The 19,635-nt window shown below is 63.9% G+C and carries 20 protein-coding genes; 12 read left to right on the forward strand and 8 right to left on the reverse strand.

Going from position 1 to position 19,635, the window contains the following annotated elements:
* From ACYVNQ_RS12390 to ACYVNQ_RS12415, 6 genes are all read right to left on the reverse strand, one after another.
* Complete coding sequence (locus ACYVNQ_RS12390) at positions 1-1,296, reverse strand: amidase (protein WP_460902791.1); 1,296 nt, start codon at positions 1,294-1,296, stop codon at positions 1-3.
* A gap of 134 nt (positions 1,297-1,430) precedes the next feature.
* Positions 1,431-2,417, reverse strand: a complete 987-nt coding sequence (locus tag ACYVNQ_RS12395; protein WP_460902792.1) for an ABC transporter substrate-binding protein — start codon at positions 2,415-2,417, stop codon at positions 1,431-1,433.
* A complete protein-coding gene (locus tag ACYVNQ_RS12400) occupies positions 2,399-3,214 on the reverse strand; it encodes an ABC transporter permease (RefSeq protein ID WP_460902793.1) in 816 nt (271 codons plus the stop codon). Before ACYVNQ_RS12400 ends, ACYVNQ_RS12395 begins: the two co-directional genes overlap by 19 nt.
* Complete coding sequence (locus ACYVNQ_RS12405) at positions 3,211-4,047, reverse strand: ABC transporter ATP-binding protein (RefSeq protein ID WP_460902794.1); 837 nt, start codon at positions 4,045-4,047, stop codon at positions 3,211-3,213. Before ACYVNQ_RS12405 ends, ACYVNQ_RS12400 begins: the two co-directional genes overlap by 4 nt.
* Before the next feature lie 318 nt (positions 4,048-4,365).
* Positions 4,366-4,713 carry a beta-xylosidase gene (locus ACYVNQ_RS12410; protein WP_460902795.1) on the reverse strand — a complete coding sequence of 116 codons (348 nt, stop codon included), beginning with the start codon at positions 4,711-4,713 and terminating at the stop codon, positions 4,366-4,368.
* Between the two features lie 68 nt (positions 4,714-4,781).
* Complete coding sequence (locus ACYVNQ_RS12415) at positions 4,782-5,753, reverse strand: isocitrate lyase/PEP mutase family protein (protein WP_460902796.1); 972 nt, start codon at positions 5,751-5,753, stop codon at positions 4,782-4,784.
* A gap of 310 nt (positions 5,754-6,063) precedes the next feature.
* On the opposite strand from ACYVNQ_RS12415, the gene ACYVNQ_RS12420 reads away from it, so the two are divergent.
* The 12 genes from ACYVNQ_RS12420 to ACYVNQ_RS12475 all read left to right on the forward strand — a co-directional run bounded on the left by ACYVNQ_RS12420 (position 6,064) and on the right by ACYVNQ_RS12475 (position 17,701).
* Positions 6,064-6,999, forward strand: coding sequence for a 2-hydroxyacid dehydrogenase (locus tag ACYVNQ_RS12420; RefSeq protein ID WP_460902797.1), 936 nt, complete (start codon positions 6,064-6,066; stop codon positions 6,997-6,999).
* A gap of 22 nt (positions 7,000-7,021) precedes the next feature.
* Positions 7,022-7,495 carry an OsmC family protein gene (locus ACYVNQ_RS12425; protein WP_460902798.1) on the forward strand — a complete coding sequence of 158 codons (474 nt, stop codon included), beginning with the start codon at positions 7,022-7,024 and terminating at the stop codon, positions 7,493-7,495.
* 115 nt (positions 7,496-7,610) lie between these two features.
* On the forward strand, positions 7,611-7,856 hold the full coding sequence (locus tag ACYVNQ_RS12430; RefSeq protein ID WP_460902799.1) for a hypothetical protein: 246 nt from the start codon (positions 7,611-7,613) through the stop codon (positions 7,854-7,856).
* Between the two features lie 68 nt (positions 7,857-7,924).
* Entirely contained in the window at positions 7,925-8,752 is an 828-nt protein-coding gene (locus tag ACYVNQ_RS12435) for a CmcJ/NvfI family oxidoreductase (protein WP_460903567.1), read from the forward strand.
* Positions 8,753-8,955: 203 nt separating this feature from the next.
* Positions 8,956-10,188, forward strand: a complete 1,233-nt coding sequence (locus tag ACYVNQ_RS12440) for an acyl-CoA dehydrogenase family protein (protein WP_460902800.1) — start codon at positions 8,956-8,958, stop codon at positions 10,186-10,188.
* Between the two features lie 57 nt (positions 10,189-10,245).
* Entirely contained in the window at positions 10,246-11,679 is a 1,434-nt protein-coding gene (locus tag ACYVNQ_RS12445; RefSeq protein ID WP_460902801.1) for an LLM class flavin-dependent oxidoreductase, read from the forward strand.
* Positions 11,680-11,776: 97 nt separating this feature from the next.
* A complete protein-coding gene (locus ACYVNQ_RS12450) occupies positions 11,777-13,231 on the forward strand; it encodes an MFS transporter (protein ID WP_460902802.1) in 1,455 nt (484 codons plus the stop codon).
* Positions 13,228-13,851 carry an ATP-binding cassette domain-containing protein gene (locus ACYVNQ_RS12455; RefSeq protein ID WP_460902803.1) on the forward strand — a complete coding sequence of 208 codons (624 nt, stop codon included), beginning with the start codon at positions 13,228-13,230 and terminating at the stop codon, positions 13,849-13,851. Before ACYVNQ_RS12450 ends, ACYVNQ_RS12455 begins: the two co-directional genes overlap by 4 nt.
* Positions 13,852-13,993: 142 nt before the next feature.
* Positions 13,994-14,818, forward strand: coding sequence for an ABC transporter substrate-binding protein (locus ACYVNQ_RS12460; protein WP_460902804.1), 825 nt, complete (start codon positions 13,994-13,996; stop codon positions 14,816-14,818).
* Between the two features lie 58 nt (positions 14,819-14,876).
* Positions 14,877-15,608: an amino acid ABC transporter permease gene (locus ACYVNQ_RS12465; protein WP_460902805.1), complete on the forward strand. Its 732-nt coding sequence runs from the start codon at positions 14,877-14,879 to the stop codon at positions 15,606-15,608.
* The gene (locus ACYVNQ_RS12470) at positions 15,605-16,372 is read left to right on the forward strand and encodes an amino acid ABC transporter permease (RefSeq protein WP_460902806.1); all 768 of its coding nucleotides are present in this window, start codon (positions 15,605-15,607) and stop codon (positions 16,370-16,372) included. Before ACYVNQ_RS12465 ends, ACYVNQ_RS12470 begins: the two co-directional genes overlap by 4 nt.
* Positions 16,373-16,693: 321 nt before the next feature.
* Positions 16,694-17,701: an ABC transporter substrate-binding protein gene (locus tag ACYVNQ_RS12475; RefSeq protein WP_460902807.1), complete on the forward strand. Its 1,008-nt coding sequence runs from the start codon at positions 16,694-16,696 to the stop codon at positions 17,699-17,701.
* A 222-nt stretch (positions 17,702-17,923) separates the two neighbouring features.
* Here the strand turns inward: ACYVNQ_RS12475 and ACYVNQ_RS12480 are convergent, their stop codons facing one another.
* Together ACYVNQ_RS12480 and ACYVNQ_RS12485 are read right to left on the reverse strand one after the other, a co-directional pair.
* Complete coding sequence (locus tag ACYVNQ_RS12480) at positions 17,924-18,685, reverse strand: ABC transporter ATP-binding protein (RefSeq protein WP_460902808.1); 762 nt, start codon at positions 18,683-18,685, stop codon at positions 17,924-17,926.
* The gene (locus tag ACYVNQ_RS12485) at positions 18,682-19,635 is read right to left on the reverse strand and encodes an ABC transporter permease (protein WP_460902809.1); all 954 of its coding nucleotides are present in this window, start codon (positions 19,633-19,635) and stop codon (positions 18,682-18,684) included. Before ACYVNQ_RS12485 ends, ACYVNQ_RS12480 begins: the two co-directional genes overlap by 4 nt.

The raw sequence follows: 19,635 nt of genomic DNA on the forward strand, positions 1-19,635 counted from the left end.
CTAGTGAAACGCCGGCAGTGCTGCTTGCGCCCACGCGGCCGCTTGCAGCAATCGCAGATCCGCGCCGCGCGCGCCGATCAGCTGAAAGCCAAGCGGTAAGCCATTCGCTGCGCGTCCCGACGGCAACGTGATGGCAGGCATGCCGAGAAAACTCCAAGCCGCGCAGAACGTCGCATCGCCGGTGTAATCGAGCCCGAGCGGCGCAGCGCCGGTAGCGGGCGGCGACACCGCGATGTCGCAGCCGCCGAGAAACGCGGCGGATTGCGCGCTCAGCTCCGTCTGCAGCGCACGCGCGTCGTCATACTGCGCGGCCGATACTTGCGCGCCTGCCGCAAGCAGCGCCTTCATCACGTCGCTGACCTTGTCCGGATGCTCGGCGGCGAGCGGCCCGATGTTACGCAGCGCTTCCACTTGCAGAATCGTGTTGAGCGCATCGATCAGCACCGGCAGGTCGACGTGCAGATCGAGTTCGAGCGTCTGCACGCCGGCAGCCTGCAGCCGTTCAAGCGATGCATTGAAGTTGGCTTGCTGCTCGTCGTCGGCGCGTTGCCAGAGCGAGGTGCGGATCACGCCGACCGAGTGCGGCCGTTGCGGCGCGAAATAACCGCTCCATGCGGCGGCCGACGCGAGCACTTCGGGTTTGCGATCGGCGAACAGCGCATGGGCAAGCGCAATATCATCGACACTTCTGGCAAAGAAGCCGACGTGGTCGAGCGACTGCGACAGCGGATGCACGCCCGCATTCGGCACGCGGTCATGCGTCGGCTTGAAGCCGACTACGCCGCAATACGCGGCTGGGCGGATCACCGAGCCGAGCGTCTGCGTGCCGATCGCAAGCGGCACGATGCCCGCGCCCACTGCGGCGGCCGAGCCGCTCGACGAGCCGCCCGGCGTATGCGCGGTGTTCCATGGGTTGACCGTCGGGCCCGGCTCACGCCACGCGAATTCAGTGGTCACCGTCTTGCCGAATACGGTGCCGCCATATGAGCGCAACTGCTTGACGATCTCGGCGTCTTCCTTCGGCAGATGGCCTTGATAGATGCGCGAGCCGTAGGTGGTCGGCATGTCGGTGGTGGCGACCAGATCCTTGACGGCGATCGGCAAACCGGCGAGCGGTTTGGCCGCGGTCGCCGCATCGATCGGCGCATAACGTTCGGGGCGAAAGCAGAATGCCTTCAGTTGCGGCTCGCGTTCGGCGGCGCGCGCGACGGCCTGCGCGAGGCGCGCTTCGCACGCGTCGGTATCGCCGCGGCTCGCGATCAGCGCAGCAGCGCATGACGGGTTTTCGATGTTCATGACGGTGTTCGAAGTGGAAGAAGGGACGATGCAGCCTGGACCACGCACGCCACGCGCACTGCTGCGCGAGCGCGCGTGGCGCCCAGTCTACGACGTTCTGCGCGGTACGAGCGCCGCGACACGTCGCCGGCTGGCTATTTGCCGCTCGCCGCCTTCGCAAACGAATTGTCGACAGCGCTCGCGTACGTCACGCTGCCGGGCTTGATATTGCCGATGAATTCCTGCAGATCGAGCGCATTGCGAAACGCCTGCTCGGAAATCTCCGGCGTTTCCGCGTAGATTTTCTGGCCGATCAAGCGGTCCACTGCGCTATCGACCACCGCCTTCGACAGCGTCGGGAATTCGCTTTCGGCTACTGCCTTCGCGGTGGTCGGCGAACTCTGGATCAACGCTTCCGCTTCGCCGATCGCCTTGACGAATTCGCTGACCATCTGCGGCCTGGCCTTGATCGTCGCGGCAAGCGTATCGATGGTCGAGAACGCGTAGCCGCCCGGGTACGCCTTCGGGAACGCGTAAAGGATCTTGTAGCCTTGTGCGAGGCCTTCATCGGCTTGCGGTTCGTAAAGCGCGGCTGCATCCGAGCGCCCCGCACCGACCGGCGACAGCTCGGTGCCGATCTGCACGGTGTTGAGCTTCACGTCGCCGATGTTCTGTTCCTTGAGCAGACGCTGCAGCAGGTACGTGCTGGTGGTCGGCGGCAGCGCGGTTGCGACATTCTTGCCGGCGAGGTCGGACGCGTTTTTCAGCGGCGAATTGCCCGGTGCGATCACCCATACCGGCACGCCGGCCACCACGTTTGCGACGTTCACGAGCGTCGCGCCTTTCAGGTTGGCGAGGCTCGCCGTCATCGGGTCTTGCAGCGAGAAGTCCGCATGACCGCCGATCACCGCAGCCACGCCGGCAGCGCCACCGCCTGCGGTGACTTTCTGCACATCGAGCCCGTGCTTCGCGAAGATGCCCTTGTCGATGCCGACATACAGCGGCAGATACTGGATCGACTGAAACGCCTGGTAGACCACGACTTTCTCGGGCGGCGCGGCATATGCCCCGTGCGCGACGAGCCCCGTAGCAAATGCCGCTGCGCAGGCCGCGCGCAGGTGCTTTACCGTTTTGTTTTCCATGTGACGATCCTTTTTTCGGCGAATTGAACGATCCAGGTGAGAAGCGTAGCCATCAGTGTCAACACGATGATGCCGAGCCAGACGGTATTGAGGTCGAACAGCGAGCCGGCGACGAACACCGCGTGGCCGAGGCCGGCCTGCGATGCGATGTACTCGCCGACTACCGCGCCGATCAGCGCAAAGCCGATGTTCACGCGCAATGTCGAGAAGATCCACGGCAGCGCGCTGGGCACGATCAGCTTGCGAAAGATCATCGACGGCCGTGCATTGAACGAACGGAACAGGTTCAGCAGATCGCGATCGACTTCGCGGGCCGCGGCGCACGACGAGATCATCGCGACCGCAAAGGTCGAGATCGCGGCGAGCCACACTTTCGAGGTCATGTCGGAGCCGAACCAGATCACGATCAGCGGGCCGAGCGCGATCTTCGGGATGCTGTTGAGCAGCACCGAGAAACCTTCGGCGACGCCCGACACGCGCGGCACGAACCACAGCAGCAGACCGAGACCGATGCCCAGACCGCTGCCCACCACGAGGCCGACCACCGTTTCATAGAGCGTGGTGAGCGTATCGGGTATCAGCGTGCCTTGCGCAAGGCTGATTTGCGCGGTCTTCACGATGCCGGCCGGCGAGCCGAACAACTGGCCGTTGATCCAGCCGCGCGCAGCGGCAACCTGCCACAGCGCGACCAGTACGATCATGATTGCCGCGACCGCGCCGACGCTGGTCAGATCGCGTCGGGCGCGCCGTTTCGCACGCGGCGGCAGCGGTGCGCTGGAAAGCGTGACGTCGCTCATGCTGCAAGTCCTCCGAGTTGAGTCGAGTGGCCGCGCAACGCGCCCCAGATCTGCGCGTGCCACATGCGGAATTCCGGCGCTTCGCGCGCGCTGATCGCGGTGCGCGAGCCTTCGACGGTGAGCTTGATGTCGAGCGCCTGTTCGATGCGCGCCGGCCGCCCGCCGAGAATGATCACGCGGTCGCTCATCGCGATCGCTTCCTCGATGTCGTGCGTGACGAGCACGACGCTCGTGCCGTTGCTCTGGCGCAGCGCCATCACGTCGTCTTCAAGGGCGAGGCGGGTTTCGTAATCGAGTGCCGAGAACGGCTCGTCGAGCAGCACCAGGGTCGGCTCGACCAGCAGCGTGCGAGTCAGCGCGACACGCTGGCGCATGCCGCCCGACAGCGAGTGGGGATACGCTTGCGCGACCGCACCGAGGCCATAGCGCGCGAGCATGTGGCGCGCGCGTTCCAGATCGTGTGCGGTGACCTTGCGAAACAACTCGATGCCGAGCACCGCGTTTTCGAGCACCGAGCGCCACGGCAGCAGCAGGTCTTTCTGCAACATGTACGCGATGCGGCCGGGCGTTCCGTCCGTGCGCGGGCCGACTGCGATGCGGCCCGCTTGTGGCGGCAGCAAGCCTGAAATCAGATTGAACAGCGTCGATTTGCCGGCGCCGCTACGGCCGACGATCGACACGATCTCGCCGCTGCCGACGCTGAAGTCGAGCCCGGCAAAAATCGGTATCGCGCCGCCGTGTTCCGCTTCGAACGTGTGCGTGAGATCGGTGACGGAAAGCCGCGCAACGGGCGCAGCGGCATCGCGCGCTGACGGGAAAGAGGATGGAGGCATCGGCATGGCATCGGCATCGGATGAAGGTTCAGCGATTTCCACGAACGCATATGCGCGATCGCGGAACGCAGCGCGTGATCGTTGGCCGCGTTGGCCACGTTGGTTACGATGACGCGATGCACAATGCACAATGCACGGCTCAAAATAAGCCGGCAAGCCGATCAAAAATGTTTGTGAGGAGGGGTTGCGCGCGGCAGCGCGCCATTGAAAAGCTGCCTGAAAGGCCGCGCCTGATGAGGGTGCATCGTTACGTCATCGCGCGGTGCGGCTTGCACGGCGATGGGGCGCGAGAGGCGCATTCGCGTGCAGCGTGTGCCGTTATTTGTTGCTGCCCGCACCCGTTCCGTACAAGCCATTGCCGAAGCCGCCGGCTCCTTCGGACTTGTTGTCCTGCTTTGCGGTCGGGCCGCGTTTTTTGCCTTTCGCTTCTTTCGCCTGCGGCGCATGCGATTCGTGTACTGCCGATGCTGCCGGATCCGGCTGGGTACCCATCGATGAACTGCGATTGTCCTGCGCATTCGCGCCGCCGGAACTATCGCGCTGAGCAAGGCTTTCGACCGACGTGGCAAATAACAAGCCGCCGAGCGCGGCGAGTGCGAAACGGCGCGGGACGTGCTGCGATAAAGCGAGAATCTGTACGCGACAGAGCGAACGAACGATATTCATCGCAGCCTCCAAAGCCACCATGCGAACCATGCGCTATCGATTCAGCATGGCGCGTGCCCGGTCGGTGCTCAGTGGTGCGGCAGCGGTGGTGCGTCGGGCATGCCGGGCGTGACTGGCGTACCTGGTGCGCGTAAGGCTCCTGCATTGGAAATGCTGTCGAAACGCAAGCGAGGCCGCGGTTGCAGCACTGCGCCGCGTGCAGCCGGCGTGGCGGGCGGCAACGCGGTCTGCGCCGCCGCAGCCTCGGCGCGCAGTTGTGCAGCGAGTGCGAGCGTTGCGCCGAGTGGAAACAAAACAAGCGCAAATTTCATTCGGTGGATGCGCTCGATATCGAGTGCCGGCGTGTGGCCGTGTTGCGCCAGATTCAGCAGCAAAGGGGTGTCGAGCGCCAGCGCAACGCGTGCGAGCTGCATGCGCGCGTCCGCAGCGCTCGCGTTGCGGGGTGCCTCGACCCACAATACGTCGGCACCGGCTGCCACATAGCGTCGCGCGCGCTCGATGGTTGCGTCGACCCCTTCCTCTGCAAGCGCTTCAGTGCGTGCGATCAGAACCAGATCGCAATCGGTACGCGTTGCAACCGCGGCTTGCAGTTTCGACAGCATCTGGTCCACCGGTATCACGCGTCGACTTTTACCTGACATATGCCTGCCACTTTCCGGGCTGGCAGTATCGTGCAACTGCAACGCAGCAATGCCAGCCTGCTCGTAGTCGCGCACGATGCGCTCGACGTCTTGCACAATGTCGAGTGCGCCGCCGTAACCGGTGCTTTTGTCCGTATTGGCATCGGCAATCACCGGAAGACCGACCGATTCGACGATGCGCCGCGCGTGTTCGATCATGCCCGTTTCGCCGAGCAGCGCGATCTCCGGATTGCCGAGCAGTGCCGATGGCGTGTCGACGCCGCCCATATAGATTGCGTCGAAGTCCGGTTGGGCAACGCACGCGGCCGGGTCGGCCGATGTGAATGGCAGCCGATGCGCGTCCAGAAGCGCGCGCAGACGCTGGCGCGGGGTGCCGGTATCGGAGCCTTGGTCAGCCATCTCGTCAGCCATGTCAACACACCCTTATCGATCGAAAGCGCCGGCGCCGACGCGCGGTCGGTCGGCGTGGCGCAGCGTTTGACCACACGTACGTGCGTCAATATCCCGACTACGTCATTTTGTGAGTATTGTTTGACGGCTGAATGATGGCGACGGTGCTTCGCGTATTAACGCGCATGTCAAGAATGCACGGTATGGAGGGAATGCATGCGTACAGCGCTGCTAAACTGCGCGTGTTTCGCGTATCCCGATGTTTCGGGGTGCGCCAGTTCCTTGCAGTTTCCTACGCTTTGCGATCCCTGTCCACGCCATGACACAACCCTCGCTGCTGGTTCTCATCCCTCTCCATGACGATAGCCTTGCGCAAGTTCGCGCAAGTTTCGACGTAGTCTATGCACCCACGCCTGCCGAACGCAGCGCGGCCGTCCCCGCGCATGGCGCGGCGGTGCGCGCGGTGCTGACCAACGGCACCAACGGGCTGAGCGCGGCCGAACTCGATCAACTGCCGAACGTCGAGTTCGTCAGTGCGCTCGGCGCGGGCTACGAGAACATCGCCGTGGATCACGCGCGCAAACGCGGCATCGTGCTATGCAATGGCGCGGGCACCAATGACGATTGCGTGGCCGATCACGCGTTCGCGCTGCTGCTCGCGGTGGTGCGCGATATTCCGCAGCGCGATCGTGCGACGCGCGAAGGCGTGTGGCGCGACGCGCTGCCGATGCGGCCATCGGTGTCGGGCAAGCGCCTGGGCATCGTCGGGCTTGGCAATATCGGCAGCAAGGTGGCGCGTCGCGCAGCCGGCTTCGATATCGAAACCGGGTATCACAACCGCAAGCCGCGCGCGGGCGAAACGATGCGCTATTTCGACAGCGTGCTGAGCCTCGCACAATGGAGCGACTACCTGGTGATCGCGACGCCGGGCGGCGCAGCGACGCAGCATCTGATCGACCGCGCGGTACTCGATGCGCTTGGGCCGCGCGGTTTTCTGGTCAACGTGTCGCGCGGCAGCGTGGTCGATACCGCCGCGCTTGCCGCAGCATTGACGGCCGGCACCCTCGCGGGCGCCGGGCTCGACGTGTATGAAGGCGAGCCGAAGCCGCCACAGGCGTTGGTTGCACTCAGCAATGTCGTGTTGACGCCGCATGTCGCGGGGACGTCGCCGGAAGCGATCGGCGCGTCGGTGAGCAATTTCATCGAAAATGCGACGCGGCATTTTGCCGGCGAACCGGTATTGACGCCGATCTGATCGGGCAGAGGAGACAACGAAGATGGCAAAGTACACCGCACAGATTGAGTGGACCGGCGACGGCGGCAAGTTCACCGACAACCGCTATAGCCGCGCGCATCAATGGCAATTCGACGGCGGCGCAGTCGTGCCGGCGTCGAGCTCGCCGCACGTGGTGCGCGTGCCGTTTTCCGACCCGGCCGGCGTCGACCCGGAAGAGGCCTATGTCGCGGCATTATCGAGTTGTCACATGCTGTGGTTTCTTTCTATTGCCGCAGAAGAAGGGTATGCGGTGACTGCGTACCGCGATGCAGCCGAAGGCACGATGGCGAAAAACGATGCGGGCAAGGAAGTCGTTACGCATGTGCTGCTGAAACCCGCCGTGGCGTTCGGCGGCGACAAGCGGCCGGACGATGAGGTGCTCGCGCATCTGCACCATCGTGCGCACGAAGAGTGCTATCTCGCGAATTCGGTAAAGACGGTGATTGAAGTGGCCGGCAGCTGGACGCACGGCTAATGTGGCGGCGTTGCCAACGCGTCGATGTGTGCATTGCATTGCATAAATGATTGTTTGGCTTGCAGCCGCGCGGCGACTAGATTGATCTGAACCCAACCCGGCGACGGAGCGCGACATGACACGCTTGTCCAGAATGGCATGGCGCGGCCTGCTGCGTCCTGTGGGGTTCATGCGTGCGGGTTTCGTGCATGCAGATGGCGGCGAAAGCAGTACGCCGCGCGATGCTGCGAAGACTGCGCCGGCTGCGTGCGACGCCGCGGAACGTCTCGCGCGTATCGCACGCTATGCGCAGGCCGGCTATTTCCACATGAGCTCCACACTCGACATGATGCAGATGCCCGTCGAGATCATGCCGGATTGACGGTAGCGGCGGCGCGCGCCGCGCGCCTTCCTTGGATAATCCGAACTGAAGGGGCGCGTGTGAGCGACATCGACATCGTCATCGATCAGCAACGGGCGGTACAGGCCGGCGTGAACTACCTCGTACCCAACGGCGAACGGCCCGTGACCTATGCGCACAAGCCGCCGCCGGGCGTGCCGCAGCGCAGCGGCGTATACCGGCTGCACGAGGTGACGATCCGCAATGCGCGGCTCGAGCCGCCGCCAGGCGGGCTGTCGCTCGACCGTAACGGCTTCGAATTGCATCGCCATGCGAGCGCGCTGCGCGATTTCTCGTCGGATGCCGCGATCGAACAGATCTACTATCCGGAATCCGAACGGTTGCTCAGGCACTGGACCGGCGCCGCGCGTGCGGTGATTTTCGACCATACGGTGCGCGACGGTTCGCACACGCGCGCAACCGGTGTGCGCGAGCCGGTCAAATACGTGCACAACGATCAGACCTTCGTGTCGGGCCCGCGCCGCGTGCGCGACCATCTACCCGCGGACGAAGCCGGGCGGCTGCTGAAAGGCCGCGTGGCGATCGTCAACCTGTGGCGGCCCATTCATCACACGGCGGCTTCGTCGCCGCTTGCGCTATGCGATTCGCGCAGCATCGACCCGCGCGATCTGGTGCCGTCCGACCTGGTCTACGGGGACAAGGTCGGCGAGACCTATGCATTCGTGCACAACCCGCGTCACCGCTGGTACTACTTTCCGCTGATGACGCCGGACGAATTCGTGCTGATCAAGATCTACGATTCGGCCGGCGTGGATATCGCGCGCCTGACTGCGCATACCGCATTCGACGATCCGTCGTCGCCAGCGGATGCGCTGCCGCGCACGAGTATCGAGTTGCGCGCGCTGCTGTTTTTTTAGGCGATACGACGACACCGGCGCATGCGTTCGTACCAGCACGATACAAGCGGCACATGCGTGGCCGAATCAACAAAACATGATTAGCAACTGAAGATTCAATCGTAGGCGCGGCACACTCGGCTTGGTTTAATGGCCGAAGTTCCGCCGCCGCGCGATGGCTGCGCGGCATGGCGTCTTCTTTTCGCCTTGCCAGGGATGCGCCGATGACTTCATTGCCACGAGCTACTGATCTTTCAACGGGCGCCGGCCCGCTTTCCACCCGCTTTGGTCCGTTGTTCGAGCGTATCGCGCAGCACAGCGCCGAACGCGACCGTACCCGCGCATTGCCCTACGAAGCAATCGGCTGGCTCAAGGACGCCGGCTTCGGCGCATTGCGTGTGCCGGTTGCACGCGGCGGCGCCGGGGCAACGTTGCCGCAACTGTTCGAGTTGATCGTCGAGCTTGGTGCGGCCGATTCGAATCTGCCGCAAGCGTTGCGCTCGCATTTCGCGTTCGTCGAAGACCGCCTGAATGCGCCGGCCGATGCCGCGCAGAACGCGTGGTTCGACCGCTTTGCGAGTGGTCAGCTGGTAGGCGGCGCATGGACCGAAGTAGGCGACGTGACGATCGGCGACATTAGAACGACGCTATCGACGCACGGACAGAACCGCTTGCTCGACGGTACCAAGTACTACACGACCGGCAGTCTGTTTGCGGACTGGATCGACGTGCTGGCGCGCACCGAAGACGGCAGCGATGTGATCGCGGTGGTCAACCGGCATCAGCCGGGCGTGCTTATCGACGACGACTGGGACGGCTTCGGCCAGGTCGGTACGGCGAGCGGCACCGCGCGCTTCGAACACGCACACGTCGACGCGCACAACGTGATCGAATTCACGCAACGCTTTCGCTACCAGACTGCGTTCTACCAGTTGTTCCATGTCGCGACGCTGGCCGGCATCGGCCGTGCCGTGCAGCGCGACGCCGCCACGCTGGTGCGCGAGCGCACGCGCGTCTACAGCCACGGCAATGCGCCGCTCGCGCGCGACGACGCACAGATCCAGCAGGTAGTCGGCGAACTTGCGGCCTCTGCTTATGCGGCAGAAGCGATTGCATTGCATGCCGCGCATGCGTTGCAGCGTGCCTATTACGCGCATGTTGCCGGCGACGCCCATGCCGAACACGAAGCGAACGTGGCCGCCGAACTCGAATCGGCGCAGGCGCAGCTGACGGTGTCCGACCTCGTGCTGCGCGCGGCGACGCATCTGTTTGACGCACTGGGCGCGTCGGCCATCAGCAACGCGAAAGGTCTCGACCGGCATTGGCGCAATGCGCGCACGGTCGCATCGCACAACCCGCTTGTTTACAAGGCGCGCATCGTCGGCGACTGGGCGATCAACGGCACTGAGCCGCCGTACGTCTGGCAGATCGGCAACAGCGCTGCGCCGAATCGTTAAAGCCTCGCTAAAGCACCACTAAAGCAACCGCTAAAGCATCACTAAAGGTATCGACCCATGAGCAAGACGATCCGCTTCAATGCTTTCGAAATGAATTGCGTCGGGCATCAATCGCCCGGTTTGTGGTCGCATCCGCGCGACCGCTCGTGGCAGTACAAGGACCTCGAATACTGGACGGATCTCGCGAAGCTGCTCGAGAAGGGCATTTTCGATGGCATTTTCATAGCCGACGTGATCGGCTATTACGACGTCTATAAGGGCAGCAACTATCACGCACTGCATCAGGCTGCGCAGATTCCAGTCAACGATCCGCTGCAGCTTGCTGCGCCGATCGCGATGGTCACCGAGCATCTGGGCATCGGCATCACGGCGTCGACGTCATTCGAGCATCCGTATACGTTCGCGCGCCGGCTCTCGACCGCGGACCATCATACGAAGGGACGCGTCGGATGGAACATCGTCACGTCCTATCTCGAGAGCGGCGCGAAGAACGTAGGCGAGGGCGGTTTGCGCGACCACAGCAACCGCTACGAGGTGGCCGAGGAATATGTGGAGGTGTTGTACAAGCTATTCGAAGGCAGCTGGGAAGACGACGCGGTAGTGCGCGACCGGCAGCGGCGTGTATTTACACATCCGGAGAAAGTGCACGAAATCGGCCACAAAGGGCGCTTTTTCGATGTGCCGGGTTATCACCTGTGTGAACCATCGCCGCAACGTACACCGGTGCTGTATCAGGCAGGTGCATCGGGTCCCGGCAAGACCTTCGCGGCGCAGCACGCCGAATGCGTGTTCGTCGGCGCACCCACTCAGGCGGTGCTGAAGCAATATGTGGCCGACGTGCGCAGCCAGGCCGCGCAAGCAGGCCGCGATGCAAACTCGCTGCTGATCTACAACCTCGTCACGGTGATCGTCGACGAAACCGATGCGAAAGCGCAAGCCAAGTTTGAAGAGTATCAGCGCCACGTGTCGTACGACGGCTCGCTGGTGTTCATGTCGGGCTGGACCGGCATCGACTTCGGTCAATACGCGCCGACCGATCTGGTCAAGCGCGTCGCGACCAACGCGATCGTTTCCGCCGTCGAGCATCTGGCCGGCGGCGACCGCACGTGGACCATCGAGGAACTTGCGAGGTGGGGCGGCATCGGCGGCATGGGGCCGGTGTTCGTCGGTTCCGCGGCGACCGTCGCCGACATCCTGCAGCAGTGGGTCGAGGCGACCGGCGTCGACGGCTTCAATCTCGCGTATGCGGTGGCGCACGAGACCTTCGAGGATGTCGTCAACTATCTGGTGCCCGAGTTGCAGCGGCGCGGCGCCTATCCAACCGCGTATCGCGCAGGCACGTTGCGCGAGAAGCTGTTCGGCGGCGGCGCACGTCTACCCGACAATCATCCGGCCGCGCAGTACCGCGATATCGAGAGCGTGAAGCGCGCCGCCGCTCAACGCGAAGCCGCGGCCAACGCCACCGCCGAAACCGCTGCGATTGCAGAGTAGCTTCGCTCATATTAAAAGCAACACTAATTGGTTGGTGATGGCCGTGCATCTCCGTATAAACGCTTGACGTCCTTAACTCAAGTAACAGGAGAGCACGTTGAGCACCATCGAACTCGATACGAGACCGCAGGCCTCCCCAGCCATTTCCCCGGCTACGTCAACGCCGATCCGCTCGGCCAGCGACGTATCGCGGCTGATCAACAAAGGCGGCGCCGCCGCGAGCCACGCGCGCGTGATCGTGCTGCTCGCGCTAGGCGGCGTGTTTCTCGATGCATACGATCTGACCACGCTGTCGTATGGCATCGAGGACGTCAGGCGCGAATTCGGCTTGACGCCTACACTCACCGGCCTCGTCAGTTCGGCGATCGTGCTCGGCACGATTCTCGGCAGCGTCGTGGGCGGCTGGCTGACCGACAAGATCGGCCGCTATCAGGTGTTTATGGCGGACATGCTGTGTTTCGTCGTCGCAGCGATCGCAGCGGGCCTCGCGCCCAATGCGTGGGTGTTGATCGGCGCGCGCTTCGTGATGGGCCTTGGTGTGGGCATCGATTTACCCGTCGCGATGGCGTTTCTCGCCGAGTTTTCGAAATTCAGCGGACGCGGCAACAAGGCATCGCGACTCGCTGCGTGGTGCCCGATGTGGTACGCGGCGTCGTCGGTGTGCTTTCTGATCGTGTTTGCGTTGTACTTTCTGCTGCCGCCTGTGCACGCCGGCTGGCTGTGGCGCGCGTCGCTGATCTTCGGCGCAGTACCGGCGCTGGTGATCATTCTGGTGCGGCGGCGCTTTATGAATGAATCGCCGCTATGGGCCGCGAACCAGGGCGACCTGAAGAACGCCGCACGCATTCTGCGCGAATCGTATGGCATTCACGCGCACGAGGCGGCCGATGCGGGGCAGCACGTTTCGAAGCAGCCGCCGGTCAGCCTGCGTGTGCTGTTTCAGCGTCCGTATCTGAAGCGCACGATCGTCGCCAGTGTGATGAACCTGTGCATTCCGTTCGAGTACACGGCAATCGCATTTTTCCTGCCGTCGATCCTCGCGCGCTTTCTTGGCGCCGGCGTGTTTGAAACGATTGCCGCATCGCTTGCATTGAACGTGCTGTTTGCGCTGACCGGCGGGTTGCTCGGCATGCGCCTCGCGTATCGCTATCCGTCGCGGCACGTGGCGATCGCGGGTTTTGCGCTGCAATTCATTTCGCTGGTGACGCTTGCGCTGATCGGGCATCCGCAGGCCGCGCTTGGCATCGGCGTTGCGCTGCTGATGCTCGGCACATGGCTGTTTGCCGAGGGCTTCGGCCCGGGCGCACAGATGATGATCTATCCGGCGCTGTCGTATCCGACCTCGATTCGCGGCACCGGCGTCGGCTTCGGCCGCTCGTTGACGGGCATCGGCAGTGCGCTCGCGCTGTTCGTGCTGCCGATCCTGCAGGCGCGCTTCGGCACCGACATGTTCTGGATCGTCGCACTCACAGCGATTACGCCGATCGTGTTTCTGCTGCTGATTCGCTATGAGCCGACCGCGCACGACGTCGACGACGAGGCGACTGCTTGAGCACCGCACAGATCGTGCTGGAAGCGCGTGCGCTATCGAAGCGTTTCGGGCCGACGCGCGCGCTGGACCATGTCGACCTGATCGTGCGAGCGGGCGAAGTGGTCGCGCTGATGGGCGCGAACGGCGCCGGCAAATCGACGGTCGTCAATATTCTGAGCGGCGTGCTGCGCGCCGACAGCGGCACGCTCGAATTGTGCGGGCGCGCGTATGAGCCGGCGTCGACGCAGGACGCAAAGGCTCTCGGTGTCGCGACGATGCACCAGGCGATTGCCGATGCCGTGGTGCCGACGTTGTCGGTGGCGGAAAACCTGCGCGACCAATCCTGCGGTGGTCGGCGCCGTATCGGTGCGAGCGGCTGCGTTGCTGGTGGCCGGGCAGGACCCGGGACGTCATATCGAAGTGAAACCGACGCTGATCACGCGCGACGATCTGGTCAAGAACGATATTCACAACGTCGACGAACTCGGCGCGAAATTCGCTGCGTTCCGGCGCGCCGATGTGCTGCAGGCCGCGTGGATTCCGGACGCATCGCACTAAAGGCTTCAGCGGGCCGCGAATCGACGCGTTCAGGACGAGAACCGCATCGCACAGGTGGCTGCAAGCTTCGTCCGTGCATATGACGCGCAACGCTTAGCACCTGACGATTTGTTGGTTCGCCGCGCGCGTGCGGATTGGTAAAGTCGCCGCTCGCCGCTACGCAGGCACACGATGCAAGGTGCTGCGTCGCGGCGTTCACCACCGCTGCCAGGAGATTCCAACAACATGAAATTCCAACCATTCGCCGCAGCCGCAGCCATTGTCGTCGCACTATGCGCGGTTTCCGGGGCTGCGCATGCCGACCGGCTCGACGACATCAAGAAGGCGGGCGTGCTGCGCGTTGCCACCTTCGACAGCAATCCGCCGTTCGGCTTCGTCGATCCGAAGAGCAATCAGATCGTTGGTCTCGACGTCGACTATGCGCGTGCGGTGGCCAACCGGCTCAACGTGAAGCTCGAGATCCAGCCGACCAATCCGGCCAATCGCATCGCGTTCCTGACGTCGGGCAAGGTCGATCTCGTGTTCGCGAACTTCACGATCACCGACGAACGCAAGAAGGAAGTGGACTTCAGCACGCCGTATTTCGCATCGGGCACGCAGTTCCTCGCGAAGAAGGGCGTGCTCAAGTCGGCGCAGCAGTTGAACGCCTTGCGTATCGGCGCCGCCAAGGGCACTACCAACGAACAGCAGGTGCGCACGCAGTTCCCGGGTGCGACGATCGTCGCATACGACGACACGCCATTCGCGTTTGCCGCATTGCGAGCCGGCAATGTGCAGGCGATTACACAAGACGGTCCGAAGCTCGTTGCGCTGCTCGCCAATGTGCCGGACAAGACCAACTACGAAATTCCGCCGTTCGCGATTTCGAACGACTACGAAGGCGTGGGCGTGCCGAAGGGCGAAATACGCCTGCTCAATACCGTCGACGACACGCTGAAAGGGCTCGAGGCAAACGGCACTGCGGCGAAGATCTACGACCAGTGGTTCGGGCCGTCGAGCCGTGCGCCGCTGCCGCGGCTGTTTCGCATCGGCGACGCGCAAAAGAGTTGATGCCCGGCGCCGGATGCTGGATGCGCCGGTCGACAAAACGAACTGATTGAACTTGCGGATGGGCAACTGGCTGGAACCGAAGTACACGCAGTTGATCCTGCATGGCTTCATGACCACACTCGTGCTGAGTGTGTGTGCAATCGTTTCGTCGACTGCGCTTGGCTTTGCGCTGGGACTCGCGCGTCATGCGCAGCGACGCGCCATTACGCGCGCCGCCGCGCTCTACGTGTTGACGTTTCGCAATTCGCCGCTGCTGGTACAGCTGCTGTTCTGGTATTTCGGCGCGGCGACCTTGTTGCCGCAGGCGTGGATGAACTGGCTGAACGCGCCGCATACGCTGGTCGTGAGCGGCCTGACGCTCGCGTGGCCGTCGTTTGAATTCGTTGCCGGTTGGGTTGGTCTCACGTGCTATGCGACGACCTTCGTCGGCGAAGAGTTCAGGGCCGGCATGCAGGGCGTGCCGCGTGGCCAGCAGCAGGCGGCTGCCGCGCTGGGGCTGACGCCGTTCGCGACATTCCGCTACGTGGTGCTGGCGCAGGCGCTGCGCATCGCGCTACCGCCGCTTGCCGGCCAGTACATGAACATCGTGAAGAACTCGTCGCTGACGATGGCGATTGGCCTTGCCGAGCTGTCGTACACGTCGCGTCAGGTCGATACGGAAACCTTCAGGACCTTTCAGGCGTTCGGCGCGGCGACGGTGCTGTACGTCGCGACGATTGCCGTACTCGAAGCCGCGTTGCTGGTGGTGCGCCGCAGTGGCGCATACGGCCGGCACGGAGGCGCGCGATGAACCTGCTGGATCAATTGCACGAGTGGTGGCCGACGCTGCGCTATCTGCTGCTCGGCTCGTTTCCGCAGGGCCCGCTCGGCGGCGCGGCGTTGACCGTGGCGATGTCGATCGTATCGGCGCTGCTGTCGGCACTGGCCGGTCTGGCCGGCGGCATTGCACTCGCGATGACGCGCGGCGCGTTGCACTTCCTGCTGCTTGCGGTGATCGGCTTGTTCCGCGCGATTCCTGTGTTGCTGCTGATTTTCTGGACCTTTTTCCTGATGCCGATGCTGCTGCACGTCGACGTGCCGGGGCTCGCTTGCGTGATATGCGCGCTCGCGTTGATCGGCGGCGCGTACCTGTCGCATTCGGTGCAGGCGGGGCTCGCGGCGGTCGGCGCGGCGCAGCAGCAGGCTGCGCTGTCGCTCGGCATGACGCGCTGGCAGGCGCTGCGTTATGTGCAGCTGCCGCAGGGATTGCGCATCATGGCGCCGTCGTTCGTCAACCAATGGGTGACGCTGATCAAGGATACGTCGCTGGCTTATATCGTCGGCGTGCCTGAGTTCACGTTTCTTGCCACGCAAGTCAACAATCGGCTGATGGTGTATCCGGTACAGATCTTTCTGTTCGTGGCGTTGGTTTATCTGGTGCTGTGCTCGGCGTTGCAGTGGGCGGTGGGCCGATTGCTCAGCAAATCGTGTAGAAGCGCGTCCAGCGGCGTGGCGCCGGCTGCCCGCGTCGTCGTGGATCGCCGCGCCGCGCGGCACGACGCGGGTTCAGCCTGAATCGCAGCACGCGCGCCCGGGCTGCGCGCCTAAAAAAATGCAAAGCAAAGCAGCGCATCACGCATCGTGAGCTGCTCACGGTATCGGTAACATGAAAATGGTTGTGACGTTTGATTGGTTAGCGATTGCGCATAACGCGGTTACGATGGCACCTGGCAGAATTACGTGCACGCGGTGAGCTGATCACGACAGCGATTTACCGGCGCTCAGCGAGCGTGTCGGTTCCTTGTGCGAAGCAAGCGGCTGGCGTGCCTGCACGATAGACTGCGGTGGCATCATGACCACGACGATCACAGGTTGACGACTCCGGGGAGCAGGCAGATGCAGCGAAAGGTGTTTCTTGGGCAGATGGCGTCAGCGGCGTTAGCCGCATTGACAGCGGGTACCCTGCTTGGTTTTGCACATCAGGCCAGCGCCGAGCCGGTGCGCGTCGGCTACTGGACGAGCGGTGTCAGTCTCGGCTTTGGCGCGGTGCTGGAAGCGCAGCACTTCCTGCAGCAGCGTGGGCTCGACGTAAAGTTCGTGCGCTTTGCCGACGTCAATGCACCGAACCGCGCATTGGCCGCCAACGCGATCGACTTCGCGTTTGCCGCGCCGGCGGCCGCGGTATTCAGCGCGGCCGCGGATGGCATCCCGCTGAAAGTGGTGCTCGCCACGCAACCGGCCGACGTGGAATTCGTCGCGCCGCAAGATTCGCCGATCCGCTCGCTGGCCGATTTGCGCGGCAAGCGCGTCGGCATGTCGCCGGCCGGCAGTTCGGTGGCGGCAATCGCTACCGCGGTGCTGCAAGGCAATGACGGCATCAAGCCCGGCGATTTTTCGCTGGTGCCCGGCAACGAGGGCTTGCTTGCACAATTCCTCGTGCAGAAGCAGGTCGATGCGGCGGCCTTGCGTTCGGTCACCATTGCGCAGATCAAGGACCTGAAAGTCAAACGGCTCGGTACCTTCGGCGACGAATGGAAGAAGCTGACGAAGTCGGATGCCACGCCGTATATCGGCGTCAGCGCAGTGCGCGCCGAGTATCTGACGCAGCATCCGGCAGACGTGGCGAAGCTGATCGCCGGCATGCGCGATGCGCTGCAATGGGGCGCCGCGCATCGCAGCGACGTCGCGGCGATTCTGCAGAAAAGCGCGAACCTGCCCGCAGCCGATGCGGATGCGTACGCGGCGCGCTGGTCCGATATCAATCGCGTGACCTTCGAGCCGATCGATATCGGCACGCTGCAGCGCGAGCATCAGATCTTCGTCGACGGGGGCGTGATCAAGGGCACACTGCCAGCCGATCTGTTCGCGACCGGGCCCTACACGGAATCGAAAACGCTGCACTGACGGGCATCGTTTATAGCGGCACACGCATGCGTTGTGCAGCGCCGCTCTGTATTGCTTATCAGATATTGTTGGCTATCCAACCCGGAATCGCGATGGTAGATTTTCGCGTCGGGGAGCGCGTCTCCCAAGCCGATCTGGGAGCCGCAGGTGATCAGCATCAACGCACTGTCCAAGCATTATGTCGGCCACGACCCGCCTTAGCTCGATTGCGCGGCCGCCGCGTCAGGCCGGCACCAGCGCTGCGAGGCTCGCGAACAACTCGGCGCGCAGCGCCGCATCGCGCGGGTCGCCGCGCGTGCGCGGCTGCTGTGCGCGCGCGTCGAGCGTGAACTCGCGTGCGATGTGCGCCGGACGCTGCTGATTCGCCGCAGCCATCAGCAACACGCGATCGGACAGAAACAGCGCTTCGTCCAGATCGTGTGTGACGATCAGCGCGGCCATCCGGTGCGTGTGCGTAATGTCGAGCAGCAGGTCCTGCAGGCGCATTCGTGTGATTTCGTCGACCGCGCTGAACGGTTCGTCGAGCAGCAGCAGACGCGGTTGCGTGAAGAGCCCGCGCGCCAGCGCGACGCGCTGCGCCATGCCGCCCGACAGATGTTTCGGCCACAGGCGGCCGATGTCCGCAAGCCCGGTTTCTTCCAGCAAGCGTTCGACGCGCTCGCCGGCAGCGCCGCGCGCGCGTGCGGGAAACGAAATGTTATCGGCAACGCTGAGCCATGGCAGCAGACGCGGTTCCTGAAAGATCACGCCGAGTTGCGGCGAAGGGCCACGCTGCACCACGCCTTCGAGCGCGACCGTGCCTGTGTAATCTCGATCGAGCCCGGCGACGATGCGCAGCAGCGTGCTCTTGCCGCAGCCGCTCGGGCCGACGAGGCTGACGATCTCTCCATGCGCGACGTCAAGCGTCGCGTTCTCGAGCAGCACGCGTGTGCCGAAGCGTTTGGTGTCGACCGTGACGTCGAGCAGCGCAGTCGTGGTGCTCATCGTCCGTCCGTTGAATCGAAGGTATCGCGCCACGCCAGCACGCGCGTTTCGGCGAATTTCATCGCTCCGTCGGTCAGCTTGCCGAGCAACGCAAGCAGCAGGATCGCGCCGAATACGATGTCGGGGCGGCCGGTTTCGCGGCCGTCGCTCAGCAGATAGCCGAGGCCGCGGGTGGCGGCAATCAGTTCGGCTGCGACCATGAACATCCACGCGAGGCTGAGGCCGGTGCGCAAGCCGGTGAAAATCTGCGGCAGCGACGCGGGTAACAGGATGCGCCGGAACGACGCGGCGCGGCTCAGGCGGTACACATCGCCGAGTTCGATCAGTTTGCGGTCCACGTCGCGAATGCCGGCTACCACGGCCAGGTGTACAGGAAAGAATGCGCCGATGGCGACCAGCGCGATCTTCGGCGCTTCGTCGATGCCCATCCACAACAGCAGGATCGGCACCCACGCCAGCGATGGAATCGCACGCAGCGCCTGGAAGCTCGGATCGAGCAGCGCGTCGAGGCGGCGGCTGAGTCCCATGGCTGCGCCTATCAGCACAGCAAGTGCCGCGCCGCAGCCGAAACCCGCGAAGACCCGCAGCGTACTTGCACCGACATGCCGCAACAGGCTGCCCACGCCAAGCTGAAGCAGGGTTGCTGCGATGGTGGTTGGCGCCGGCACCAGATGCTCCGGTAGCACACCGGTGCGTACCAGCAATTCGATCAGCGCGAGCAGCGCGAACGGCAGCAGCAGGCCGGCGATGCGCCAGCGCGGCAGATGTCGAGAAGCGCTTTGAAGCGCCGGCGGTGTTTGCGCGTGACCCACGGCAGGCGCAATGGCAGGCGCGCTCGCGGGTACCGCAAGCGTCGCACTGTTGTCGCGTGGCTCCGCCCGCGCAGGCGTCCGGGCCGCGCCGTGAGTGTCGAACCTGAACGTGTCGCTCAGCGAGTCTTCGGCCGCCAT

The organism is Paraburkholderia jirisanensis (genome assembly GCF_054782355.1).

Coding starts and splice junctions, on each gene's coding strand:
- ACYVNQ_RS12485 (WP_460902809.1), bottom strand. CDS start 19,635: ATGGCGGCCGAAGACTCGCTGAGCGACACGTTCAGGTTCGACACTCAC.
- ACYVNQ_RS12405 (WP_460902794.1), bottom strand. CDS start 4,047: ATGCCTCCATCCTCTTTCCCGTCAGCGCGCGATGCCGCTGCGCCCGTT.
- ACYVNQ_RS12415 (WP_460902796.1), bottom strand. CDS start 5,753: ATGGCTGACCAAGGCTCCGATACCGGCACCCCGCGCCAGCGTCTGCGC.
- ACYVNQ_RS12395 (WP_460902792.1), bottom strand. CDS start 2,417: ATGGAAAACAAAACGGTAAAGCACCTGCGCGCGGCCTGCGCAGCGGCA.
- ACYVNQ_RS12445 (WP_460902801.1), top strand. CDS start 10,246: ATGAGCAAGACGATCCGCTTCAATGCTTTCGAAATGAATTGCGTCGGG.
- ACYVNQ_RS12470 (WP_460902806.1), top strand. CDS start 15,605: ATGAACCTGCTGGATCAATTGCACGAGTGGTGGCCGACGCTGCGCTAT.
- ACYVNQ_RS12400 (WP_460902793.1), bottom strand. CDS start 3,214: ATGAGCGACGTCACGCTTTCCAGCGCACCGCTGCCGCCGCGTGCGAAA.
- ACYVNQ_RS12390 (WP_460902791.1), bottom strand. CDS start 1,296: ATGAACATCGAAAACCCGTCATGCGCTGCTGCGCTGATCGCGAGCCGC.
- ACYVNQ_RS12465 (WP_460902805.1), top strand. CDS start 14,877: ATGGGCAACTGGCTGGAACCGAAGTACACGCAGTTGATCCTGCATGGC.
- ACYVNQ_RS12475 (WP_460902807.1), top strand. CDS start 16,694: ATGCAGCGAAAGGTGTTTCTTGGGCAGATGGCGTCAGCGGCGTTAGCC.
- ACYVNQ_RS12410 (WP_460902795.1), bottom strand. CDS start 4,713: ATGAATATCGTTCGTTCGCTCTGTCGCGTACAGATTCTCGCTTTATCG.
- ACYVNQ_RS12430 (WP_460902799.1), top strand. CDS start 7,611: ATGACACGCTTGTCCAGAATGGCATGGCGCGGCCTGCTGCGTCCTGTG.
- ACYVNQ_RS12480 (WP_460902808.1), bottom strand. CDS start 18,685: ATGAGCACCACGACTGCGCTGCTCGACGTCACGGTCGACACCAAACGC.
- ACYVNQ_RS12460 (WP_460902804.1), top strand. CDS start 13,994: ATGAAATTCCAACCATTCGCCGCAGCCGCAGCCATTGTCGTCGCACTA.
- ACYVNQ_RS12425 (WP_460902798.1), top strand. CDS start 7,022: ATGGCAAAGTACACCGCACAGATTGAGTGGACCGGCGACGGCGGCAAG.
- ACYVNQ_RS12440 (WP_460902800.1), top strand. CDS start 8,956: ATGACTTCATTGCCACGAGCTACTGATCTTTCAACGGGCGCCGGCCCG.
- ACYVNQ_RS12420 (WP_460902797.1), top strand. CDS start 6,064: ATGACACAACCCTCGCTGCTGGTTCTCATCCCTCTCCATGACGATAGC.